20 protein-coding genes and 2 pseudogenes are annotated in these 21,836 nt (G+C 71.2%); 10 read left to right on the forward strand and 12 right to left on the reverse strand.

The features are described 5' to 3' along the window. Positions 1–56 precede the first annotated feature (56 nt). From C1703_RS07920 to C1703_RS07930, 3 genes and pseudogenes are all read right to left on the reverse strand, one after another. Positions 57–966, reverse strand: a pseudogene (locus C1703_RS07920) (IS5 family transposase). Between the two features lie 112 nt (positions 967–1,078). Next, the gene (locus C1703_RS40115; RefSeq protein ID WP_114251224.1) at positions 1,079–1,195 is read right to left on the reverse strand and encodes an SGM_5486 family transporter-associated protein; all 117 of its coding nucleotides are present in this window, start codon (positions 1,193–1,195) and stop codon (positions 1,079–1,081) included. Between the two features lie 68 nt (positions 1,196–1,263). Continuing rightward, positions 1,264–2,772, reverse strand: coding sequence for an MFS transporter (locus C1703_RS07930; RefSeq protein WP_114251225.1), 1,509 nt, complete (start codon positions 2,770–2,772; stop codon positions 1,264–1,266). Between the two features lie 70 nt (positions 2,773–2,842). Here C1703_RS07930 and C1703_RS07935 point away from each other — a divergent pair, with 70 nt between their 5' ends. After that, positions 2,843–3,535 (forward strand): FCD domain-containing protein, encoded by a 693-nt coding sequence (locus tag C1703_RS07935; RefSeq protein ID WP_114251226.1) that lies wholly within the window; start codon positions 2,843–2,845, stop codon positions 3,533–3,535. Here the strand turns inward: C1703_RS07935 and C1703_RS07940 are convergent. The 3 genes from C1703_RS07940 to fabG all read right to left on the reverse strand — a co-directional run bounded on the left by C1703_RS07940 (position 3,513) and on the right by fabG (position 5,515). After that, positions 3,513–3,863 carry a hypothetical protein gene (locus C1703_RS07940; RefSeq protein ID WP_114251227.1) on the reverse strand — a complete coding sequence of 117 codons (351 nt, stop codon included), beginning with the start codon at positions 3,861–3,863 and terminating at the stop codon, positions 3,513–3,515. The two genes, C1703_RS07935 and C1703_RS07940, sit on opposite strands and share 23 nt — an antisense overlap. Positions 3,864–4,022: 159 nt before the next feature. Then, on the reverse strand, positions 4,023–4,790 hold the full coding sequence (gene fabI / locus C1703_RS07945; RefSeq protein ID WP_114251228.1) for an enoyl-ACP reductase FabI: 768 nt from the start codon (positions 4,788–4,790) through the stop codon (positions 4,023–4,025). A 5-nt stretch (positions 4,791–4,795) separates the two neighbouring features. Then, positions 4,796–5,515 (reverse strand): 3-oxoacyl-[acyl-carrier-protein] reductase, encoded by a 720-nt coding sequence (gene fabG, locus C1703_RS07950; RefSeq protein WP_114251229.1) that lies wholly within the window; start codon positions 5,513–5,515, stop codon positions 4,796–4,798. Between the two features lie 284 nt (positions 5,516–5,799). Here fabG and C1703_RS07955 point away from each other — a divergent pair, with 284 nt between their 5' ends. From C1703_RS07955 to tyrS, 3 genes are read left to right on the forward strand one after another with little or no spacing between them, the layout of a single operon-like run. Then, the gene (locus tag C1703_RS07955) at positions 5,800–7,323 is read left to right on the forward strand and encodes a TldD/PmbA family protein (protein ID WP_114251230.1); all 1,524 of its coding nucleotides are present in this window, start codon (positions 5,800–5,802) and stop codon (positions 7,321–7,323) included. After that, positions 7,320–8,714 carry a metallopeptidase TldD-related protein gene (locus tag C1703_RS07960; protein ID WP_114251231.1) on the forward strand — a complete coding sequence of 465 codons (1,395 nt, stop codon included), beginning with the start codon at positions 7,320–7,322 and terminating at the stop codon, positions 8,712–8,714. Before C1703_RS07955 ends, C1703_RS07960 begins: the two co-directional genes overlap by 4 nt. Before the next feature lie 43 nt (positions 8,715–8,757). Beyond that, positions 8,758–10,026: a tyrosine--tRNA ligase gene (gene tyrS / locus C1703_RS07965; RefSeq protein WP_114251232.1), complete on the forward strand. Its 1,269-nt coding sequence runs from the start codon at positions 8,758–8,760 to the stop codon at positions 10,024–10,026. An 84-nt stretch (positions 10,027–10,110) separates the two neighbouring features. Here tyrS and C1703_RS07970 read toward each other — a convergent pair whose 3' ends face one another. Then, positions 10,111–10,386 (reverse strand): GlsB/YeaQ/YmgE family stress response membrane protein, encoded by a 276-nt coding sequence (locus C1703_RS07970; protein WP_114251233.1) that lies wholly within the window; start codon positions 10,384–10,386, stop codon positions 10,111–10,113. A 235-nt stretch (positions 10,387–10,621) separates the two neighbouring features. Between C1703_RS07970 and C1703_RS07975 the strand changes: the two genes are divergently transcribed. After that, positions 10,622–11,017 carry a DUF3099 domain-containing protein gene (locus C1703_RS07975; RefSeq protein WP_198678114.1) on the forward strand — a complete coding sequence of 132 codons (396 nt, stop codon included), beginning with the start codon at positions 10,622–10,624 and terminating at the stop codon, positions 11,015–11,017. A gap of 215 nt (positions 11,018–11,232) precedes the next feature. Further along, the gene (locus tag C1703_RS07980; protein ID WP_114251234.1) at positions 11,233–11,451 is read left to right on the forward strand and encodes a hypothetical protein; all 219 of its coding nucleotides are present in this window, start codon (positions 11,233–11,235) and stop codon (positions 11,449–11,451) included. Here C1703_RS07980 and moaA read toward each other — a convergent pair. From moaA to C1703_RS07995, 3 genes are all read right to left on the reverse strand, one after another. Further along, a complete protein-coding gene (gene moaA, locus C1703_RS07985) occupies positions 11,448–12,437 on the reverse strand; it encodes a GTP 3',8-cyclase MoaA (protein ID WP_232840427.1) in 990 nt (329 codons plus the stop codon). The genes C1703_RS07980 and moaA overlap by 4 nt on opposite strands. Before the next feature lie 171 nt (positions 12,438–12,608). After that, positions 12,609–14,234: a cation acetate symporter gene (locus tag C1703_RS07990; protein WP_114251236.1), complete on the reverse strand. Its 1,626-nt coding sequence runs from the start codon at positions 14,232–14,234 to the stop codon at positions 12,609–12,611. Then, positions 14,231–14,587 (reverse strand): DUF485 domain-containing protein, encoded by a 357-nt coding sequence (locus C1703_RS07995; RefSeq protein ID WP_086600586.1) that lies wholly within the window; start codon positions 14,585–14,587, stop codon positions 14,231–14,233. The genes C1703_RS07990 and C1703_RS07995 overlap by 4 nt, the downstream gene beginning before the upstream one ends. Positions 14,588–14,840: 253 nt before the next feature. Between C1703_RS07995 and C1703_RS08000 the strand changes: the two genes are divergently transcribed. The 4 genes from C1703_RS08000 (at position 14,841) to C1703_RS08015 (ending at position 19,584) form a co-directional block, all read left to right on the forward strand. Then, positions 14,841–16,370: a S8 family serine peptidase gene (locus C1703_RS08000; protein ID WP_114251237.1), complete on the forward strand. Its 1,530-nt coding sequence runs from the start codon at positions 14,841–14,843 to the stop codon at positions 16,368–16,370. A 58-nt stretch (positions 16,371–16,428) separates the two neighbouring features. Further along, positions 16,429–17,949 carry a S8 family serine peptidase gene (locus C1703_RS08005; RefSeq protein WP_114251238.1) on the forward strand — a complete coding sequence of 507 codons (1,521 nt, stop codon included), beginning with the start codon at positions 16,429–16,431 and terminating at the stop codon, positions 17,947–17,949. Between the two features lie 90 nt (positions 17,950–18,039). Continuing rightward, positions 18,040–18,564 carry a hypothetical protein gene (locus tag C1703_RS08010; protein WP_114251239.1) on the forward strand — a complete coding sequence of 175 codons (525 nt, stop codon included), beginning with the start codon at positions 18,040–18,042 and terminating at the stop codon, positions 18,562–18,564. A 51-nt stretch (positions 18,565–18,615) separates the two neighbouring features. Continuing rightward, on the forward strand, positions 18,616–19,584 hold the full coding sequence (locus tag C1703_RS08015) for a CopD family protein (protein ID WP_114251240.1): 969 nt from the start codon (positions 18,616–18,618) through the stop codon (positions 19,582–19,584). 12 nt (positions 19,585–19,596) lie between these two features. On the opposite strand, the gene C1703_RS08020 is transcribed toward C1703_RS08015, so the two are convergent. Beyond that, on the reverse strand, positions 19,597–20,277 hold the full coding sequence (locus tag C1703_RS08020) for a lysoplasmalogenase (protein ID WP_114251241.1): 681 nt from the start codon (positions 20,275–20,277) through the stop codon (positions 19,597–19,599). A gap of 521 nt (positions 20,278–20,798) precedes the next feature. Then, positions 20,799–21,626: pseudogene (locus C1703_RS08025) on the reverse strand (sterol desaturase family protein); the annotation flags it as partial. Between the last annotated feature and the right edge of the window lie 210 nt (positions 21,627–21,836).

Raw genomic sequence — 21,836 nt, forward strand, 5'->3', positions numbered from 1 at the left:
ATCCGCGGCCGCCGGCCCATCCGGTGATCCACCCACTTGACCCTGACCCTCGCCCCCTAGGGCCTGTCTGACAAAGGATCTTGGTTGGGTTCGCGGAGCCAGAGGATGAGTGCGGCGAGGTGGACTCCGGCCTTGTAGCGGGTGGCGAGTTTGTCGAAGCGGGTGGCGATCGCGCGGAACTGCTTGAGGCGGTTGAAGCAGCGTTCGATCACGTTGCGGGCCTTGTAAAGCTCGCGGTCGAAGGCCGGCGGTCTGCCGCCGGCCTTCCCTCGCCGCAGGCGGTTGGCCTTCTGGTCCGCCCGCTCCGGGATCACTGCCCGGATGCCTCTGCGTCGCAGGGACTGGCGGATCGCCCGGGACGAGTACGCCTTGTCCGCGACGACCGCATCGGGCCTGAGGCGGGGGCGCCCGGCGCCGGTCCGGGGCACCCTCAGCTCGTCCATGACCATGTCGAAGACGGTGGAGTCGTTGACGTTGCCGGGCGTGATGACGACAGCCAGGGCAGGCCCCGGCCGTCGCAGGCGAGGTGGAGCTTGGTGGTCAGCCCGCCGCGGGACCGGCCCAGCGCCTGGCCAGCCGACGGGCGTGCCGGATCTTCCAGTTCGTCCCCCGCCGCCGCCCCTTTTTGCGGGCTCCGGCGGCGTGCTGATGGGCCCGGCTGATCGTGGAGTCGACAGACACGGTCCACTCCACGGCTCCGACGGAGTCGTCGCGGACATGGACCTGTTCGAGCAGGCGAGCCCAGGTTCCGTCCGCCTCCCAGCGGGCGAACCGTTCATAGACCGTCTGCCACGGCCCGTAGCGTTCCGGCAGGTCACGCCACGGAGCACCGGTCCGCAACCGCCACAACACCCCGTTGATCACCTGCCGGTGATCCCGCCACGGACGACCACGACCGTCAACACCAGGCAGCAGGGGCGCTATCCGCTCCCATGCCGCATCCGTCAACTCACCTCGACCCACCACAAGATCAATTATCAGACAGTGCCTAGGGGACAGGGGGGCTGACCCCACCACGGGCCGCGGCCGTCCAGCCGGGGCCCGTCCCGTCCACCGGCCGGGTCAGATCAGGGCGAGGTCATGGCGAGGCGAGCGTCGCGATGACGCCGATGATGATGAAGATCGCGAAGAAGGCGCCGAAGACGAGCAGCATCTTCTTCTGACCGTGCTGGGGATTCGGGTCGAGCACTGGCATGGGCCAAGTCTCGCACCCGGCCCGGGCGCCGGGCGCCCCGGGGTGACCCCACGCCCCTGGGAGGAGGCTCAGCGGGCCGCCTCGTCCTCCACCGTGCGGTCGCGGCCGGCCAGGACGCCGACCACCATCTGCGGGATCATCAGGGCGCTCATCAGCGCGATCGGCAGGCCCCAGCCTCCGCTGTGCTGGTAGAGAACGCCCACCAGGAGCGGTCCGGGGATGGAGATCAGGTAGCCGGTGCTCTGCGCGAACGCCGACAGCTGGGCGACGCCCGGCCCCGTCCTGGCCCGCATCCCGACCATGGTCAGGGCGAGTGGGAAGGCGCAGTTGGCGACGCCGAGCAGCAGGGCCCAGGCCCATGCTCCGGCGGCCGGCGCGAGGTACAGCCCGGCGTAGCCGGCGAGGCCGCAGACGCCCAGGGCGAGCACGATCGGGCCCTGGTGGGGCAGTCGCGTGGCCAGGCGCGGTATGACGAAGGCCAGGGGTACGCCCATGACCATCGTGACGGCGAGCAGCAGCCCGGCGGTGCCGGCGGGCACACCGGCGTCGCGGAAGATCTGGGCCATCCAGCCCATGGTGATGTAGGCGGCGGTGGCCTGGAGGCCGAAGAAGACGGCCAGGGCCCAGGCGGTACGGCTCCGGGTGATCCGCAGCGCCGGCGTCTCCTCGCGCGCGGGCTCGGTCCGGGCCGTCGTGACTCGCCCGTCGGCGGAGGAGCCCCGCGTCTCCGTCGTACCGCGCCCCTCGGCGTCGGCGCTCCGCGTCTCCGTCGCACCTCGCCCCTCGGCGTCGGCGCTCCGCGTCTCCGTCGCACCTCGCCCCTCGGCGTCGGCGTCCCGCGTCTCCGTCGCACCTCGCCCCTCGGCAGCCGGCCGCCGCCCGGCAACGTCCCGGTCCCCGGCCGCAGGGGCCGTCACCCGTCGTCGTACGAACGGCAGCCACGGCAGCACCGCCGCCACGGCGAGGCCCGCCCACAGGGCCAGGCCCGACTGCCAGTTCCCGCCGAGGGCGTCGGTGAGGGGCACCGTCACCGCGGCCGCGAGCGCGGTGCCCAGGGCGAGCGCCATCGAGTACAGGCCGGTCATGGAGCCGACGCGGTCGGGGAACCAGTGCTTGACGATGACCGGCATCAGGACGTTGCTGACGGCGATGCCCATGAGGGCGAGGGCGCTGGCGGCCAGGAAGCCGGCCGTGCTGCCGGTGTACGGCCGGAGCAGCAGGCCGGTGGCGATGGCGGCCATGCCGGCGCACACGACGGCGCCCGCGCCGAAGCGGCGGGCGAGCCGCGGGGCCGTGACGCCGAAGACGGCGAAGCACAGCGGCGGCACGGACGTGAGCAGCCCGGCCACGCTGCCGCTCATGCCGAGCCCGTCGCGGACCTCCTCCAGGAGCGCGCCGAGGCTGGTGATGGCGGGGCGGAGGTTGAGCGCGGACAGCACGATGCCGAGGACGAGCAGCCGCATCGTCCACGCGCGCGTGCCCGTACCGCCCGGTTCCCGGGCATCCTGCGCGGCCGAGCTGCGTACGGTCGGGGGCGTCACGGTCCGGGTTTCCTCACTAGCCATGAGGCCCATCATAGAATCATAGGATGATTGACTGTCCAGTTCCCGGCCACGCTCCGGCGCCCCGATCGTGGGAAGGTGTGCCATGCCCCTGAACCATCCCCGTCGTTCGGCCCTGTCCGAGCAGGTCATCGCCGCGCTGCGGGCCCAGATCACCTCGGGCGAGTGGCCGGTCGGCTCCCGGATCCCGACGGAGCCGGAACTGGTCGAGCAGCTGGGTGTCGCCCGCAACACCGTCCGTGAGGCCGTCCGCGCGCTCTCGCACAACGGCCTGCTGGACATCCGCCAGGGCTCCGGCACGTACGTCGTGGCGACGAGCGAGCTGGCGGGCGTGATGCAGCGGCGGTTCGCCGACGCCGATCCCCGGCACATCGCCGAGCTGCGCTCCACGCTGGAGTCGGCCGCCGCGCGGCTGGCCGCCGAGCGGCGTACGGAGAAGGACCTCAAGCAGCTCGACGCGCTCCTGCTGCGGCGCGAGGAGGCCTGGGAGTCGGGTGACGCGGAGGCGTTCGTGACCGCGGACGCGACCTTCCACCTGGCCGTGGTGTCCGCCTCCCACAACGACGTGATGACCGCGATGTACGCGGACCTGGGCGAGGTGCTGCGGGACTGGCTGCGCGAGGACGTCGGCGGCGAGCTGACGCCGGAGACGTACATGGACCACGGGCGGCTGCTGGACGCGATCCGCGCGGGCGACGCGGCGCAGGCGGCCGCGGAGGCCGCCCGCTATCCGTTCCTGTGCCGCCTGGGCGGGGTCAGCTCCCCCGCCGGTGACTGATCCATACCTCGTCGACTTCCTTCCAGCAGCGTCCGCTCAGCCGCACGGTCTGCGCGGGCCCGGCCGCGACCGGGGCGCTGTCGGTGTCGATGTCCCACCAGCGGGCGCACTCGACGTGCAGGCTCACGCGGTCGGTCTCCGGGTACGGGTTGTGGCAGTACGCGGTCACGGAGGAGCCGGTGACCCGGGTGCGGCAGGCGGCGCCGAACGGGTCGGCCGGCTGCTGCTCGCCGGCGGGCACGCGCGCGTGGGGCACCGCCTCGTACGCCAGGGTCATCACGAGAGCGACGGCGAGGGACAGTGAGGCCGTTCGGCGGGACAAGCGCACAAGGGGACCTCCTCGGCCGTGCTGGGGAGGGATCGCGTGGTGAACGCGTACTCCAGAGTGCCCAGTTGCGGCGCTCCCCCGCCCGGCCGGATGAGCCGAACGGGTGACGCCCCGCTCCCCGCGCGTGCGGGAAACGGGGCGTCCGGGACGTACGCGGGGTCAGGCGCCGATGGCGTGCAGACCGCCGTCCACGTGGATGATCTCGCCGGTGGTCTTGGGGAACCAGTCGCTCAGCAGCGCGACGATGCCGCGGCCGGCCGGCTCCGGGTCCTTCAGGTCCCACTCCAGCGGGGAGCGGGAGTCCCACACGGAGGCCAGCTCGCTGAAGCCCGGGATGGACTTGGCGGCCATGGAGCCGAGCGGACCGGCCGAGACCAGGTTGCAGCGGATGTTCTGCTTGCCCAGGTCACGGGCCATGTAGCGGCTGGTGGCCTCCAGGGCGGCCTTGGCCGGGCCCATCCAGTCGTACTGCGGCCAGGCGAACTGCGCGTCGAAGGTGAGGCCCACGACGGAGCCGCCGTTCTGCATCAGCGGCAGGCAGGCCATGGTCAGCGACTTCAGGGAGTACGCCGAGACGTGCATGGCCGTGGCGACCGACTCGAACGGCGTGTTGAGGAAGTTGCCGCCGAGGGCGTCCTGCGGGGCGAAGCCGATGGAGTGCACGACACCGTCGAGGCCGCCCAGCTCCTCGCCGACGATGTCGGCCAGCCGCCCGAGGTGCTCGTCGTTGGTCACGTCCAGCTCGATGACCTTGACGGGCTTGGGCAGCTTCTTGGCGATGCGCTCGGTCAGCGTGGGCCGGGGGAACGCCGTGAGGATGACCTCGGCGCCCTGCTCCTGGGCCAGCTTGGCGGCGTGGAAGGCGATGGAGGCCTCCGTCAGCACACCGGTGATCAGGACGCGCTTGCCCTCGAGAATTCCGCTCATGGTGATCAGTGACCCATTCCCAGTCCGCCGTCAACCGGGATGACGGCTCCAGTGATGTACGAGGCGTCGTCCGAGGCGAGGAACCGCACGGCCGCGGCGATCTCCTCCGGCTGGGCGTACCGGCCGAGCGGCACCTGCGACACGATGCCGGCGCGCTGCTCGTCGGTGAGCACCTTGGTCATGTCGGTGTCGACGAAGCCGGGTGCGACGACGTTGAAGGTGATGTTGCGCGAACCCAGCTCCCGGGCGAGGGACCGCGCGAAGCCGACCAGGGCGGCCTTGGAGGCGGCGTAGTTCGCCTGCCCCGGGGAGCCGAGCAGCCCGACGACCGACGAGATGAGGACGACGCGGCCCTTCTTGGCGCGCAGCATGCCGCGGTTGGCGCGCTTGACCACGCGGAAGGTGCCGGTGAGGTTCGTGTCGATGACCGAGGTGAAGTCCTCCTCGGACATGCGCATCAGGAGCTGGTCCTTGGTGATGCCGGCGTTGGCGACGAGGACCTCGACGGGGCCGTGGGCCTCCTCGATCTCCTTGTAGGCCTGCTCCACCTGCTCGGCGTCGGTGATGTCGCACTTGACGGCCAGGCAGCCCACTTCCGTCAGGGCGGCCGGCGGCTCACCCGAGCGGTACGTGATGGCGACCTTGTCGCCGGCATCGGCGAAAGCACGGGCGATGGCGAGGCCGATGCCCCGGTTGCCTCCGGTGACGAGAACCGAGCGGCTCAACGGATCACCCTTTCGGTAGCGGTCTGGTACCCGCCCGGGCGCCTGGACGACAGGCGGCGATGACAGGCGGCTTCCCCGAAAACCTATCGGTCCCGGCACGCCCGGGGACATTCGGGCACCGACAGTGGCGTACGGGACTGACTGTCGGGTCCCTACAGAAAGCCCAGGACAGAAAGCCCCGGTCACCGGTTCGGAAACTCATGGCCCGCGCGCGGGATGGACGACATGATCGGAGCAGTCACAGAGCACGGCAACCACGGTCACCTCGACAGAAAGAGACGGCGGTGCCTCATACCATCGACGAGGCCTTCACGGCCCTCCCCCTACGCGCCCTCGCCGACGCGGCCCTCGCACGCGCGCGTGCGCTGGGCGCCGAGCACGCGGACTTCCGGTTCGAGCGGGTGCGCAACGCGTCCTGGCGGTTCCGCGACGCCAAGCCCGCCGGGTCGTCGGACACCACCGACCTCGGGTACGCGGTGCGGGTGGTGCACGGCGGGACCTGGGGTTTCGCGTCCGGCGTCGACCTCACCATGGACGCCGCGGCCCGGGTCGCCGGGCAGGCGGTGGCCATGGCGAAGCTGTCCGCGCAGGTGATCAAGGCGGCGGGGTCGGACGAGCGGGTGGAGCTGGCCGACGAGCCGGTGCACGCCGACAAGACGTGGGTCTCGTCGTACGAGACCGATCCGTTCACCGTGCCCGACGAGGAGAAGGCCGGGCTGATCGCCGAGTGGAGCGCGCGGCTGCTGGCGGCGCGCGGGGTGGACCACGTCGACGCCTCGCTGCTCACCGTCCACGAGAACAAGTTCTACGCCGACACGGCCGGGACCGTGACCACCCAGCAGCGGGTCCGGCTGCACCCGGTGTTCAACGCCGTCGCGGTGGACGAGTCCAGCGGCGAGTTCGACTCGATGCGCACCCTCGCGCCGCCGGCCGGACGCGGCTGGGAGTACCTGCGGGGCACCGGCTGGGACTGGGAGGACGAGCTGGAGCGGATCCCGGAGCTGCTCGCCGAGAAGATGCGCGCCCCGAGCGTCGAGCCGGGCCTGTACGACCTGGTCGTCGACCCGTCCAACCTGTGGCTGACCATCCACGAGTCCATCGGCCACGCCACCGAACTCGACCGGGCGCTCGGCTACGAGGCCGCCTACGCCGGCACCTCCTTCGCGACCTTCGACCAGCTGGGCAGGCTGCGCTACGGCTCGGAGCTGATGAACGTCACCGGCGACCGCACCGCCGAGCACGGCCTCGCCACGATCGGCTACGACGACGAGGGCGTCCAGGCGCAGTCCTGGGACCTGGTCAAGGACGGCACGCTCGTCGGCTACCAGCTCGACCGGCGGATCGCGAAGCTGACCGGCTTCGAGCGGTCCAACGGCTGCGCCTACGCCGACTCCCCCGGCCATGTGCCGGTCCAGCGCATGGCCAACGTGTCGCTGCGGCCCGACCCGGCCGGGATGTCGACCGAGGACCTCATCGGGGGCGTGGAGCGCGGCATCTACGTCGTCGGGGACCGGTCCTGGTCGATCGACATGCAGCGGTACAACTTCCAGTTCACCGGACAGCGCTTCTACCGCATCGAGAACGGGCGCCTCGCCGGGCAGCTGCGCGACGTGGCCTACCAGGCGACCACCACCGACTTCTGGGGCTCGATGGCCGCGGTGGGCGGGCCCCAGACCTATGTGCTGGGCGGCGCCTTCAACTGCGGCAAGGCCCAGCCGGGCCAGGTCGCCGCCGTGTCGCACGGCTGCCCCTCGGCGCTGTTCAAGGGCGTCAACATTCTGAACACCACGCAGGAGGCCGGTCGATGAGCGCGCGCACCAGCAAGCCCCACGAGGTCGTCGAGCGCGCCCTCGAACTGTCCCGGGCGGACGGCTGTGTCGTCATCGCCGACGAGCGGTCCACCGCCAATCTGCGCTGGGCGGGCAACGCGCTGACGACGAACGGTGTCACGCGCGGGCGCACGCTCACCGTCGTCGCCACGGTCGACGGCAAGGAGGGCACGGCCTCGGGGGTCGTGTCGCGCTCCGCCGTGACCGCCGACGAGCTGGAGCCCCTGGTGCGGGCCGCCGAGGCCGCCGCCCGCGGCGCCGGGCCCGCCGAGGACGCGCAGCCGCTGGTCACCGGTGTGCCGCAGTCGCCGGAGTTCACGCAGGCGCCCGCCGAGACGTCCTCGGCGGTGTTCGCCGACTTCGCCCCGGCGCTCGGCGAGGCCTTCGCACGCGCGCGTGCGGGCGGCCGAGAGCTGTACGGCTTCGCCAACCACGAGCTGGTGTCGTCGTACGTGGGCACCTCCACGGGGCTGCGGCTGCGGCACGACCAGCCGAACGGGACGCTGGAGCTGAACGCCAAGTCGCCGGACCGGACCCGGTCCGCGTGGGCGGGGCGCTCCACCCGGGACTTCAAGGACGTCGACCCGGCGGCCATGGACGCCGAGCTGGCCGTGCGTCTCGGCTGGGCCGAGCGGCGCGTGGAGCTGCCGGCGGGGCGCTACGAGACGCTGCTGCCGCCGACGGCCGTGGCGGACCTGCTGATCTACCAGATGTGGTCCGCGTCGGGCCGGGACGCGGTCGAGGGCCGCACGGTCTTCTCCAAGCCGGGCGGGGGCACACGGGTCGGCGAGAAGCTCACCGATCTGCCACTGACGCTGCGCAGCGACCCGCACGAGCCCGGTCTGGAGTCGGCGCCCTTCGTGATCGCGCACTCCTCGGGGGGCGACCAGTCGGTGTTCGACAACGGGCTGCCGCTCGCGGCCACCGAGTGGATGCGCGAGGGCGAGCTGCGGCACCTGACGACGAGCCGCCACAGCGCGGGCCTGACCGGGCTGCCGGTGGCGCCCGGCATCGAGAACCTGATCCTGGACGGCGGTGATGACCGCTCCCTGGACGAGATGGTCGCGAACACCCGGCGCGGGCTGCTGCTGACCTGCCTGTGGTACATCCGGGAGGTCGATCCGGCGACGTTGCTGCTGACGGGCCTGACCCGGGACGGCGTCTACCTCGTCGAGAACGGCGAGGTGACGGGCGAGGTGAACAACTTCCGGTTCAACGAGTCGCCGGTGGGGCTGCTGGGGCGGGCCACCGAGGCCGGGCGGACGGAAAAGACGCTGCCGAGGGAATGGAGCGACTGGTTCACTAGGGCTGCGATGCCTGCCCTGAGGGTGCCGGACTTCAATATGAGCTCTGTCAGCCAGGGCGTATAACCTCGTACCTGATTACGAGCCCACTCAAGGAGATACGAGAACCGTGACGGACATCGTCGACGAGCTGAAGTGGCGCGGGCTGTTCGCCCTGTCCACTGACGAGGACGCTTTGCGCAAGGCGCTCGCGGACGGTCCCGTCACGTTCTATTGCGGCTTCGACCCGACGGCGCCGTCGCTGCACGTGGGGCACCTGGTGCAGGTGCTCACCGTGCGCCGGCTCCAGCAGGCCGGGCACCGGCCGCTGGCGCTGGTCGGCGGTGCCACGGGCCTGATCGGCGACCCCCGCCCGACGGCGGAGCGCACGCTGAACGACCCGGAGACGGTCGGCGGCTGGGTCGACAGGCTGCGCGCCCAGATCGAGCCCTTCCTGGACTTCGAGGGCGAGAACGCGGCCGTCATGGTCAACAACCTCGACTGGACGCAGAACCTCTCAGCGATCGAGTTCCTCCGGGACATCGGCAAGCACTTCCGCGTCAACAAGATGCTGACGAAGGACTCCGTCGCCCGGCGCCTGGAGTCCTCCGAGGGCATCAGCTACACGGAGTTCAGCTACCAGCTCCTCCAGGGCATGGACTTCCTCCAGCTGTACCGGCGCTACGGCTGCACGCTCCAGCAGGGCGGCAGCGACCAGTGGGGCAACCTCACGGCGGGCCTGGACCTGATCCACCGCCTGGAGCCGGACGCCACCGTGCACGCGCTGGCGACACCGCTGATGACGAAGGCGGACGGCACCAAGTTCGGCAAGACCGAGGGCGGCGCCGTCTGGCTCGACCCGGAGATGACGACGCCGTACGCGTTCTACCAGTTCTGGCTGAACGTGGACGACCGGGACATCTCCCGGTACATGCGCATCCTGTCCTTCCGTTCCCGCGAGGAGCTGGAGGAGTTGGAGAAGCAGACGGAGGAGCGTCCGCAGGCCCGGGCCGCGCAGCGCGCGCTGGCCGAGGAGCTGACGACGCTGGTGCACGGCGCCGACCAGACGGCCGCCGTGATCGCCGCGTCCAAGGCCCTCTTCGGGCAGGGCGAGCTGGCGGAGCTCGACGACAGGACGCTGGCCGCGGCCCTGTCGGAGGTGCCGCACGTCAAGGTCACCGAGCTCGGTCCGGTCGTGGACCTGTTCGCCGAGGTCGGCCTGGTCGCCAGCAAGTCGGCCGCGCGCCGCACGGTGAAGGAGGGCGGCGCGTACGTGAACAACGTCAAGGTCGCCGGCGAGGACGCCGTCCCCGCCGAGGAGGACCTGCTGCACGGCCGCTGGCTGGTGCTGCGCCGGGGCAAGAAGAACCTGGCGGCGGTCGAGGTCACGGCCGGCTGAGCACGCGCGGGAAGGGGGCGGTCTCCACTGTCGGAGACCGCCCCCTTCGCCGTGCGCCCCGTTCCGTGCTGCGCTTGTCCGCCGCTACGCGCGGCGCCTGTTTCCCCGGACCGCCGTGTAGGCCCTGTCGCCGATGGCGACGAGGACGACCGCGGCCAGGAGCTGGAAGACGTGCCGCCACCAGTCGATGCCCTCGGTGGCATCGACGCCGGCCGCCCGGGCGATGGCGTTGCCGCCGATGGCGCCGAGCATGCCCAGAATGACCGTCAGCCACAGCGGCACGTGCTGCTTGCCCGGAATGATCGCCTTGGCGATCAGGCCGAGCACCAATCCCACGATGATCGCCCACAACCAGCCCATCGCTGCCTCCTCGTACGGCTCGACGTGAGCACTACGGCCAGTGTCGGCCCAGCCGCGGTACGGCGCATGCCGACGCGGACCGTACGCGGTACGGCGCAGGCCGGCCGGACCGGCCCCGGTCTCGTAGCGGACGCGGACGCGGCGTAACGTGGGAGCTGTCCTGGTCAGGTTCCCCGGCCGGCCGGGGACGGCTACGGGGCGGGGAGAGTCCGATACGGGCGGATGGTGGAATGCGATGCGGAAGCAGCATGGCGGCGGCAACGTCCAGGTTTTCCGGATCACCGGCGCCCGGGCGGGGCTCCAGGAGGACGTACGCGGGCGGCAGCGCCGCTACGTGATCTCGATGACGATCCGCACGATCTCCGTGATCCTCGCGGCCACCCTGTGGAACGTCGAACGGCACGTGGCCATCGTGGCGTTGGTGCTCGGGCTGGTGCTGCCGTACATCGCGGTGGTGATCGCGAACGCCGGGCGCGAGAACGCGCCGTCCCTGCCGTCGACGTTCGTGGCGCCGCCGGTGCGTCCGATGATCGAGCCGCCGGGGGCACAGGACGGGCCGGCGGAATCCGTCCCGGAAGACGCCGTGACCGGGACGGTGCCGGGTGCGCGGACCGAGACGCACGAGCGGTAGGGGCGCCGGCGGGTGATCACAAACGGAAGTCATCTTCCCGCCAAGCTCAAGAAAAGCTCAGATCAATCATGTTGTTCCGGTGCCGGGCCCGGGGTTACCCGTGACATACTTCGTACGCGCTCCGCATCCCCCGTCGGAGCGACGGACCGACGCCGGGCAGCTCCCCCCGTGGCTGCTCGGCGTCGCCTTTTTGTGTGCTGTGGTGAGACGAACCTGTGAGTGACGAGACGCCCATCTGTTCCGCCAAGGGCTGCCGTGCCGACGCGGTGTGGGTCCTTGCCTGGAACAACCCGAAGATCCATACGCCGGAGCGGCGCAAGACGTGGCTGGCCTGTGAGGAGCATCGCGAGCACCTGTCGCAGTTCCTCGGCGTGCGCGGGTTCTTGAAGGACGTCGTCCTGCTGAAGGAGTGGGAGTCCCCGGGAACGGCTTAGCCGCCGATCGCCGACATCGGCCGGTCCGGCTGGACGAACGACGGGTCGTCCAGGCCCGCGCCCGCCTTCTTGCCCCACATCGCCAGGCGCCAGACGCGGGCGATCTCCTCGTCCGGGGCGCCGGAGCGCAGGGCGGCGCGCAGGTCCGTCTCCTCCTGGGCGAACAGGCACGTGCGTATCTGGCCGTCGGCCGTCAGGCGCGTGCGGTCGCAGGCCGCGCAGAACGGGCGGGTGACCGAGGCGATGACGCCGACCACATGCGGGCCGCCGTCGACCAGCCAGCGCTCCGCCGGGGCCGAGCCGCGCTTCTCCTCGCCCTCGGGCGTCAGCTCGAAGCGCGTGCGCAGGGAGGCCAGGATGTCGCCGGCGGTGATCATGCCGTCGCGCTTCCAGCCGTGCTGGGCGTCCAGGGGCATCTGCTCGATGAAGCGCAGCTCGTACTCGTGCTCCACGGCCCAGGCGAGGAGGTCCGGGGCCTCGTCCTCGTTGAGCCCCGGCATGAGGACCGAGTTGACCTTGACCGGGGTGAGGCCGGCGTCGCGGGCGGCGTGCAGGCCCTCGATGACGTCCTTGTGGCGGTCGCGGCGGGTGAGGGTCTTGAAGACGTCCGGCCGGAGGGTGTCCAGGGAGACGTTGACCCGGTCCAGGCCCGCCGCCTTCAGGGCCGCCGCCGTGCGCTTGAGGCCGATGCCGTTGGTGGTCAACGACATCTGCGGGCGGGGCTGAAGGGCTGCGACGCGCTCGACGATGCCGACCAGGCCGGGGCGCAGCAGGGGCTCGCCGCCGGTGAAGCGGACCTCCTCGATCCCGAGGGACGTGACCGCGATGTCGATCAGGCGGACGATCTCGTCGTCCGTCAGCAGATCCGGCTTGGCCAGCCACTGCAAACCCTCCTCGGGCATGCAGTACGTGCAGCGCAGATTGCAGCGGTCGGTCAGCGAGACCCTCAGGTCGGTGGCCACTCGGCCGTAGGTGTCGATGAGCACGTGGGCCCCCTCCCTCGACGCGGATCGTGCCCGGAGCACTGGTTCTCCGACACCTGTGAGCCTACGTGACCCCACCGACAACTCCACAGGCCCGATCCCACGACGTGGAACGCGGCCGGGTCGCAGGAACCTGGAGGTTCCTACGACGCGGCCGCGCGAGGGGGTTCGTGCTCAGTGGGCTCCGGTGCCGGTCAGGGACCGGACCTCCAGCTCCGCGTACTTCCTGACGTCCGGCTCCTCCTTGGACAGGACCGTGCCGAGCCAGCCCATCAGGAAGCCGAACGGGATGGAGATGATGCCCGGGTTCTTCAGCGGGAACCAGGCGAAGTCGACGTCCGGGAACATCGCCTTGGGGTCGCCGGAGACCACGGGCGAGAACAGCACCAGGCCGACGGCGACGATCAGACCGCCGTAGATCGACCACAGGGCGCCCTGGGTGGTGAACCGCTTCCAGAACAGGCTGTAGAGGATCGTCGGCAGGTTCGCGGAGGCCGCGACCGCGAAGGCGAGGGCGACCAGGCCGGCCACGTTCAGGTCGCGGGCCAGGGCGCCGAGGCCGATGGAGATCACGCCGATGAAGACGGTCGCCCAGCGGGCCGCGCGGACCTCCTCGGCGCCGGAGGCCTGCCCCTTGCGGATGACGTTGGCGTAGATGTCGTGCGCGAAGGATGACGAGGAGGCGAGGGTGAGGCCGGCGACGACGGCGAGGATCGTCGCGAAGGCGACCGCCGAGATCGTGGCGAGCAGGATCGCGCCCCACGTCGAGTCGACGCCGCCCAGGTGCAGGGCGAGCAGGGGTGCCGCCGTGTTGCCGGACGGATTGGACGCGATGATCTCTTCCTGCGAGATGAGCGCGGCGGCGCCGAAGCCGAGCGCGATGGTCATCAGGTAGAAGCCGCCGATGATGCCGATGGCCCAGTTCACGGACTTACGGGCGGCCTTGGCGTCGGGCACCGTGTAGAAGCGGATCAGGATGTGCGGCAGGCCGGCGGTGCCGAGCACCAGGGCGATGCCCAGGGAGATGAAGTCCAGCTTGGAGGTGCCGGTCGCGCCGTACTGGAGGCCGGGCTCCAGGAAGGCGGCGCCCTTGCCGCTGTTCTCGGCGGCGGTGCCGAGCAGGTCGGAGATGTTGAAGTTGAACTTCAGCAGCACCAGGAAGGTGATCAGGAGGGTGCCGCCGATGAGCAGCACGGCCTTGATCATCTGGACCCAGGTGGTGCCCTTCATGCCTCCGATGGAGACGTAGACGATCATCAGGACGCCGACCAGGGCGACGATGAGGATCTTGCCCGCGTCGGAGGTGATGCCGAGCAGCAGCGAGACGAGGACGCCCGCGCCGGCCATCTGCGCCAGCAGGTAGAAGATCGACACGACGATCGTGGACGTACCGGCGGCGGTGCGGACCGGGCGCTGGCGCATGCGGTACGCGAGCACGTCGCCCATGGTGTAGCGGCCGGAGTTGCGCAGCGGCTCGGCCACCAGGAGCAGGGCGACCAGCCAGGCGACCAGGAAGCCGATGGAGTAGAGGAAGCCGTCGTAGCCGAAGAGGGCGATCGCGCCCGCGATGCCGAGGAACGACGCGGCCGACATGTAGTCGCCGGAGACGGCGAGGCCGTTCTGGAAGGCGCTGAACTGGCGTCCGCCGGCGTAGAAGTCGGCGGCGTTCTTGGTCTGGCGGCCCGCCCAGATGGTGATGCCGAGGGTGGCCACGACGAACAGCGCGAACAGGGTGATGATCAGCGGGCGGTGCTCGCTGGCCTCGTTCGCGGCGAGCAGGGTCTGCTGTGCGGGGCTCATGCGCCGCCCTCCATCCGGGACTTGATGGCCTCGGCCTTGGGGTCGAGGTTCGCGGCGGCGTGCTTCGAGTACCACCAGGCGATCAGGAACGTGGTGACGAACTGGGCGACGCCGAAGACGAGGGCGACGTTGATGTTGCCGAACAGCTTGGTGCCCATGAAGCCGCCCGCGTAGTTCGACAGCAGGACGTACAGCAGGTACCAGGCGATGAAGGCGACGGTCAGCGGAAAGGCGAAGGAGCGGTAGGAGCGGCGCAGTTCACCGAACTCCGCGCTCTCCTGCACCTCGGTGAACTCCTCGGGTGAGGGGAGTTTGTGTTGCTCTTTCGAGGGGGGCGGTGCGTCGGTGGCCACGGAGTCTCCTCGCAATGACGAAGCGGTTGTGAACGGGGACGGAGGCGAGTGTCCTCGCGCTCCTTGTTCAACGTCACGGCGGCACGCGAGGAGCGGTTCAACCGCGTCGCGTTCTTTCCGAAGTGGTTTCGACAAAACGTTGCTGACCAGCGAGGGGCCGGGATAGCTTCGCCCTGCACCACCTCGTCATGTACCTGCCCGAGCACCACCTGTGCCTCGGGCCGGTTTCGTTTCCGGAGGATGTGGAGACCCCATGTCTCACTTGCGTTCCAGACGCCGGCTCGCCCTCGCCGTGCCCGTCGTGCTGTCCCTGACGGCCTCGCTCGGCTTCCTGCCCGCCGCCGCCTCGGCGGCCCCGCAGGCGGCGCCGGCCACCCGGTCGGCGGACGCGCCGCAGCTGGCGTACGTCGTCAACACCAAGGTGGACCGGCACACGATCGCGTCGGTGAAGAAGGCGATCGGGAAGGCCGGCGGCTCGGTCGTGGCCACCTACGAGCGGATCGGCGTGATCGTCGTCCACTCCTCGAACGCCGACTTCGCCAAGACCATCCGCACGGCGCGGGGCGTCCAGTCGGCGGGCGCGACGCGGACGGCGCCGCTGACGCCGGCGGGCACCACGGAGCAGGGGGCGGCGGAGTACCTGACGGCCGCCCAGGCGAAGCGCACCGAGGCCGCCTCGGCGAAGACGCCCGAGAGCGAGCCCCTCGAGGCGGACCAGTGGGACCTGCGCGCGATCGGCGCCGACCAGGCCGCGAAGATCAACCCGGGCAGCCGCAAGGTGACCGTCGCCGTGATCGACACCGGCGTGGACGACACCCACCCGGACATCGCCCCGAACTTCTCGGCGTCCCAGTCCGCCAACTGCGCGGGCGGCAAGCCGGACACCAGCGAGGGCGCCTGGCGGCCGTACACGCCGGAGGACTACCACGGCACTCACGTCGCCGGTGAGATCGCCGCCGCGCGGAACGGGATCGGCGTCGCCGGCGTCGCTCCCGGTGTGAAGGTGTCCAGCATCAACGTGACCGACCGGGCGAACGGCCTCTTCTACCCGGAGAGCGTCGTCTGCGCGTTCGTGTTCGCCGCCGACCACGGCGTGGAGATCACGAACAACAGCTACTACGTCGACCCGTGGCTGTACAACTGCATGGACGACCCGGACCAGCGGGCGGTCGTCACCGCGGTCAACCGGGCGCAGCTGTACGCCCAGAAGAAGGGCACGCTCCACGTCGCCTCGGCGGGCAACTCCAACCACGACCTGGACGCGGACGCGATCGTCGACGACTCCAGCCCGAACGACACCACACCCGTCGAGCGCACCATCGACCCGCACGAGTGCTTCGACATACCGACCCAGCTGCCGGGTGTCGTCACCGTCAGCGCGACCGGCGTCGACAACCTCAAGTCGTACTACTCGACGTACGGCGAGGGTGTCGTGGACGTCGCCGCTCCGGGTGGTGACCGCCGCTACCAGATACCGGACACGCCCTCCAAGGACGGCCGCATCCTGTCCACCATGCCGAACGGCGCGTGGGGCTTCCTGCAGGGCACGTCGATGGCCTCGCCGCACGCCTCGGGCGTCGCCGCGCTGCTGAAGTCCAAGCACCCCTGGGCGTCTCCGGCCCAGCTCCAGGCGATGCTGAAGGCCCAGGCCGACCGGACCGCCTGCCCCGAGTCCTACGACCAGGACGGTGACGGCACGCAGGACGCGGTGTGCGAGGGCGGGAAGCGCGTCAACGGCTTCTACGGGCACGGCATCGTCAACGCGCTGCGCGCGGTCAAGTGACCGTGCCTTCACGACTTTCCGCACAGCCCGCTCGTACCGCGAACGAACTGGAGACAGCATGACAGCGCCGCACGCGCGCCACCGCCGCGCCGTCGCGATCCCGGCCGGGATGGCCCTGGCCACGGCCCTCGCTTTCCTGCCGAACACCGCGGCCACGGCCGCCGACGAGGCGCCCGCGAAGGTCTCGGCCGACGCGACCTCGCTCAGCTACGTCGTCAACGTCAAGCCGGGGCACGGCACTTCGGCGTACGTGAAGAAGGCCGTCGCCAAGGCCGGCGGCACGATCGTGACGTCGTACGACCAGATCGGCGTCATCGTCGTCCACTCCTCGAACCCGGACTTCGCCAAGAGCATCCGCACGGTGCGCGGGGTGCAGTCGGCCGGGGCCACCCGCACCGCGCCGCTGCCGGCGGCGTCGACGGGCGACCTGGGCGCGCCGAAGGTGCTGAGCGCGGCCGAGGTCGCGAAGGCGGAGGCGGCGGCCGGGCAGGACCCGCTGGAGTCCCTGCAGTGGGATCTGCCGGCCATCAAGGCGGACAAGGCGCACGAGAAATCGCTGGGCAGCAAGGACGTCACGGTCGCCGTGATCGACACCGGCGTGGACGACACCCACCCCGACATCGCGCCCAACTTCGACCGCGAGGCGTCGGTCAACTGCGTGACGGGCAAGCCGGACACGTCCGAAGGGGCCTGGCGGCCGAGCGCCGAGGAGAGCCCGCACGGGACGCACGTGGCCGGTGAGATCGCCGCCGCCAAGAACGGCGTCGGCATGACGGGTGTGGCGCCCGGGGTGAAGGTCTCCGGCATCAAGGTGTCCACCACCGCCGGCTTCTTCTACACGGAGGCCGTGGTGTGCGGCTTCGTGTGGGCGGCCGAGCACGGGGTCGACGTGACGAACAACAGCTATTACACGGACCCCTGGTACTTCAACTGCGAGAACGACCCGGACCAGAAGGCGCTCGTCGAGGCCGTCACCCGGGCGTCGCGGTACGCGGAGAAGAAGGGCGCGGTCAACGTCGCGGCGGCCGGCAACGAGAACTACGACCTCGCCTCCGACGAGATCACCGACCCGTCGTCGCCGAACGACTCCACGCCGGGCGAACGGGTCGTCGACCCCTCGAAGTGCCTGGACATCCCGACGCAGCTGCCGGGTGTCGTCACGGTCGCCTCCACGGGCGCGAAGGGCATCAAGTCGTCCTTCTCCAACTACGGCCTGGGCGTGGCCGACATAGCCGCGCCGGGCGGCGACTCGACGGCCTACCAGAAGCCGGAGCCGCCGGCCACGAGCGGGCTGATCCTGGGCACGCTGCCGGGCGGCAAGTGGGGCTACATGGCCGGTACGTCGATGGCGTCCCCGCACGTCGCGGGCGTCGCCGCGCTCATCAAGTCGACGCACCCGTACGCCTCCCCCGCGCTGGTGAAGGCCCTGCTGTACGCGCAGGCCGACGCCAAGGCGTGCACGGACCCGTACGACATCGACGCCGACGGCAAGATCGACGCGGTGTGCGAGGGCCCGAAGAACCGCAACGGCTTCTACGGCTGGGGCATCACGGACGCGCTGGACGCGGTGACCAAGTAGGGCTGGTGACCGAGCAGAGCTGAGGTGAGGACGGGCCGGGCGGGGACACACCTGCCCGGCCCGGTCCGTGTCTGCGGCAGGATTCTTGTCATGGACGTGTACGAGGATCCGTCGACCTGGACCGCCGAACCGGTCCGGCCGCGGTGGCGGCTGGCCCTGCGGTTCGCCGGGAGCGTGGTGTGGTTCCCGGTGGTGTGCGTGCTGTGGGCGGCAGTCGCCGTCGCGGGCTTCGCCGTCGGGCTGTTCGCCGACGCGCTCGTCAGCAGCCGCCTCGAACGCGCCTACATCGACTTCGTGGCCGGCGCCCTGAAGCGCGTCAAGGGGCTGGCCTCGTGGTGTGTGACCTGGCCGGAGCTGCTCCACGAGGGGGACGCCGACTACTACAGGGCGCGCGTGGACGAAGTGGTCCGGGACTGGACGGCCCGGGCCACGGCGCCGCGCCGCCCCAAGAAGTCGAGACCCTCTGTGGAGTGTGCCATACCGCTGCGGGACTACCGCGGGGTCGGCGGCTGGTACGTCGCCGAGGTCGCGCTGGCGCAGGGCTGGGAGCTGCGGCCGACGGACGCGCGCACGGAAGTGCGGCTGTGGTGGTCGGCCGCGTCCAGGGCCGATTGAGTTCGTTCTCGCGGATTTGCCAGCCATGTGAAGGCTGGTGAAGATTTCGGGGTGACCCTGACAAGACCCGTCGCTGTTCTGGTGCTCGTGGCGCTGGCCGGGCTGGTTCCGCTGCTCGGCCCGTCCACCGCGCTGCACGGCACCGGGGAGGCCCGGGCGCCCGGCGCCGGGGGCATAGCCCTGCTGCGGACGGTGCTGTTCGCGGCGCTGTGCATACCCGTCGGCGAACTGTTCGTGAACCGGCTGGCGCGGTCCGTGCCGGGCGCGGAGACCGGGCCGCGGGGCGTGCCCCGGAGTTGGTCACCCTGCGCGGCCGCCGCCGGTTTCCTCGCCGCGCTGGGGCTCGCCTCGGTCGTGGCCACGGGCAATCTCGTGCCGGACGGCCTGTCGGACGTCGACGTCGGCGGGCTCTACGCGTCCCGGGACGGCAAGCTCGCCCTGCTGGAGGTCAACGCGTTCCTCGTGGCGTGGCTGTGCGCGGTGTCCGCCCGGCCGGTCACGCAGGTGTGGCCGCTGGCCGCCGTGATCGTCGCCGAGGCCCTGCGCGCGCACCCCACGACCGAGCACACCCCGCTGACCGGCTCCGGGCTGACGCTCGTCCACCTGACCTGCGCGGCGCTGTGGGCGGGCGGGCTGCTGCACGCGCTGCGCACCCTGCGGCTGTGGCGGGGCCGGCAGGCCACGGAGGCGGGTGCGGCCCTGCTGGGCCGCTACGCGCGCGTGGCGGCCGTGCTGCTGGCCGCCATCACGGCGACGGGCGTGTGGAGTTCACTGCGCCGGATGCCGCCGGAGACGGTTCTGGAGCAGCTCACGGCGACGGCGTACGGGCGGGCCCTGCTCACCAAGGTGCTCCTCGTGGCGGCCGTCGCCGCGCTCGCCCTGTGGGCGCGGCGACGGCTGCGCCGGGCGGCCGACCCGTTGACGGCGTACGTGCCGGCGCGGGCGGAGGTCGTCGTGCTGGGCCTGGTGGTCGCGGTGTCCGGGCTGCTGACGGCGCTTCCGGTGCCCATCCGCTGGTGACACCGGCGGATCTCAGACGGCCCGCATCTCGCCGTACGTCGCGGCCGGTGCCCTGCGCGCGTCGAGCGCCCCGAGCGTGCCGCCGGCCAGCAGGGCCTGCGCGGCGAGGTACGTGAGCATGATCCAGAGGTCGGGGGCGGGCGGCTGCGGCCAGTCGGCGACGCCGGTCGCGATGAGCGTGTCGGAGAGCAGGAAGAGCGCTCCGCCGAGTCCGGCGAAGAGGCCGAAACGGGTGGCGGCGCGGTACGCCATGGCCGCCAGCAGGAGGCTGTACGCGGCGACGGGCACGCGCAGGTCCGCGGGCAGGTCCGGCCACAGCAGCGCGACGGTCGTGACGAGGGCGGTGGCGTAGCCGAGGGCGAGGAGACCCGCACGCGCGCGTGGGACGGCGTTCCGGCTGCCGTACGTCGCGAAGAGGACGAGGTAGCAGATGTGTCCCGCCGCGAAGCTGCCCATGCCGGCGAGGAAGGCCGGCTCGGCGTCGGACAGCAGCAGGACATCGCCGCCCCAGCCGAACAGCAGGGCGGCCACCAGCGGCCGGGGCGCCCGGCGCTGGGCGGCCCAGAGGGCCAGGAGCGGCATCAGGAGGGGCTTGGCGACGGCGTGCCCGGTGTCGAAGCCGGCCGCGAGGGAGAGGAGATCGGCGGCGACGGCGAGACCGAAGGCGGCGAGGAGAAGGCGCGAGGGCGTCACGCCGACGCGCCCTCATCGGCGGCTACGCCCTTCCCGGCGGATACGCCCTTCGCGGCGGCCTCTCCCTTCCCGGCCGGGATGGTCTCGTCGACGGGCGTGCGCTCTTCCGCCCGCTTGCTCGCGCCGACGGGCGTGCTCCTCCCTGCGGGCGCGCTCTTCCCTACGGGCGCGCTCTCGCCGCCTGGCGCACCCTCACCGACCGGCACGCCCTGCCCGACCGGCGCACCCTCACCGACCGGCGTACCGTCACCGACCGGCACGCGCTCTCCGACCGGCGTGCTCCCGCCCACGGGCGCGCCCTGCCCGACCGACGCACCCTGCCCGACCGGCACGCCCTGCCCGACCGGCGCACCCTCACCGACCGGCGTACCGTCACCGACCGGCACGCGCTCCCCGACTGGCAGGCGTTCCCCACCCGGCAGGCGTTCCCCGCCCGGCGCGTCCTCGCCGACCGGTGATGAGGCCGTGTCAGTCCTCGGAAGCACCGCCGTAGCCGCCCCCGCCGCCGAAGTCCGCGGACGCGCCGGCCCCCACCCCGGCCCCCGGAACACCCGCCCGGCGCGCTCGCTCCAAGTCCGGGCCGCCCTCAGGTCCTTGGCGATCGACACGTACTCGTGTGTCGCCACCTTCAGCAGGTTGTACGTGTCGATGTTCTTGGTCAGTCCGTACCGGGGCCGCTCGGTCTCGGCGACGAACGATCCGAACAGGCGGTCCCAGACGATGAGGATGCCGCCGAAGTTGCGGTCGAGGTAACCGCCCTGGGAGGCGTGGTGGACCCGGTGGTGCGAGGGGGTGTTGAAGACGAACTCGAACCAGCGGGGCAGCTTGTCGATCCGCTCGGTGTGGATCCAGAACTGGTAGACGAGGTTCGCGGAGGAGCAGAACGCCAGCGCGGCGGGGTGCACCCCGGCGACGATGAGGGGCACGTAGAACGGCCACACGGTCAGGGACGTCCAGGGCTGGCGCAGCGCGGTGGTGAAGTTGAACTTCCGGCTGGAGTGGTGGACGACGTGGCAGGCCCACAGGATGCGCACGACGTGGTGGCCGCGGTGGGACCAGTAGTAGAAGAAGTCCTGCGCGAGCAGCATCAGCGGGACGGTCCACCACAGGACGGGGACGCGCAGGGGCGTGAGTTCGTAGAGGGCCGTGTAGACGGCGACGATCGGGATCTTCCAGAGGAAGTCGAAGGCGAGGCTGCCGAGCCCCATGCCGATGCTCGTCGCGGCGTCCTTCGCCTCGTAGCCCTCCGCGTCCTCGTCGGGATGGAGGCGGTAGCTCACCATCTCGACCACGGTGAGCAGCACAAACGCGGGTATCGACCACAGCACGACATCGGGCAGGTTCGGCATGCCTGCACCGTAGGACCGCCGTCCGGCCCCCACCAGACGTTGTTACCCACAAGTATTACCGACGGTACGCGCTTGCTTCTTGGCGATCTCCGCCAATACGGAGGGCCCGACCGGCACGGAATGCCGGACCTCGCGCAGACGTACGCCTCGTGAACGGACAGATCGGACAACGCGCCTGAGGGGGCGTCGGAAGAACGGGCCGGACGCACC

It is taken from the genome of Streptomyces sp. Go-475, from assembly GCF_003330845.1.
GTDB lineage: Bacteria > Actinomycetota > Actinomycetes > Streptomycetales > Streptomycetaceae > Streptomyces.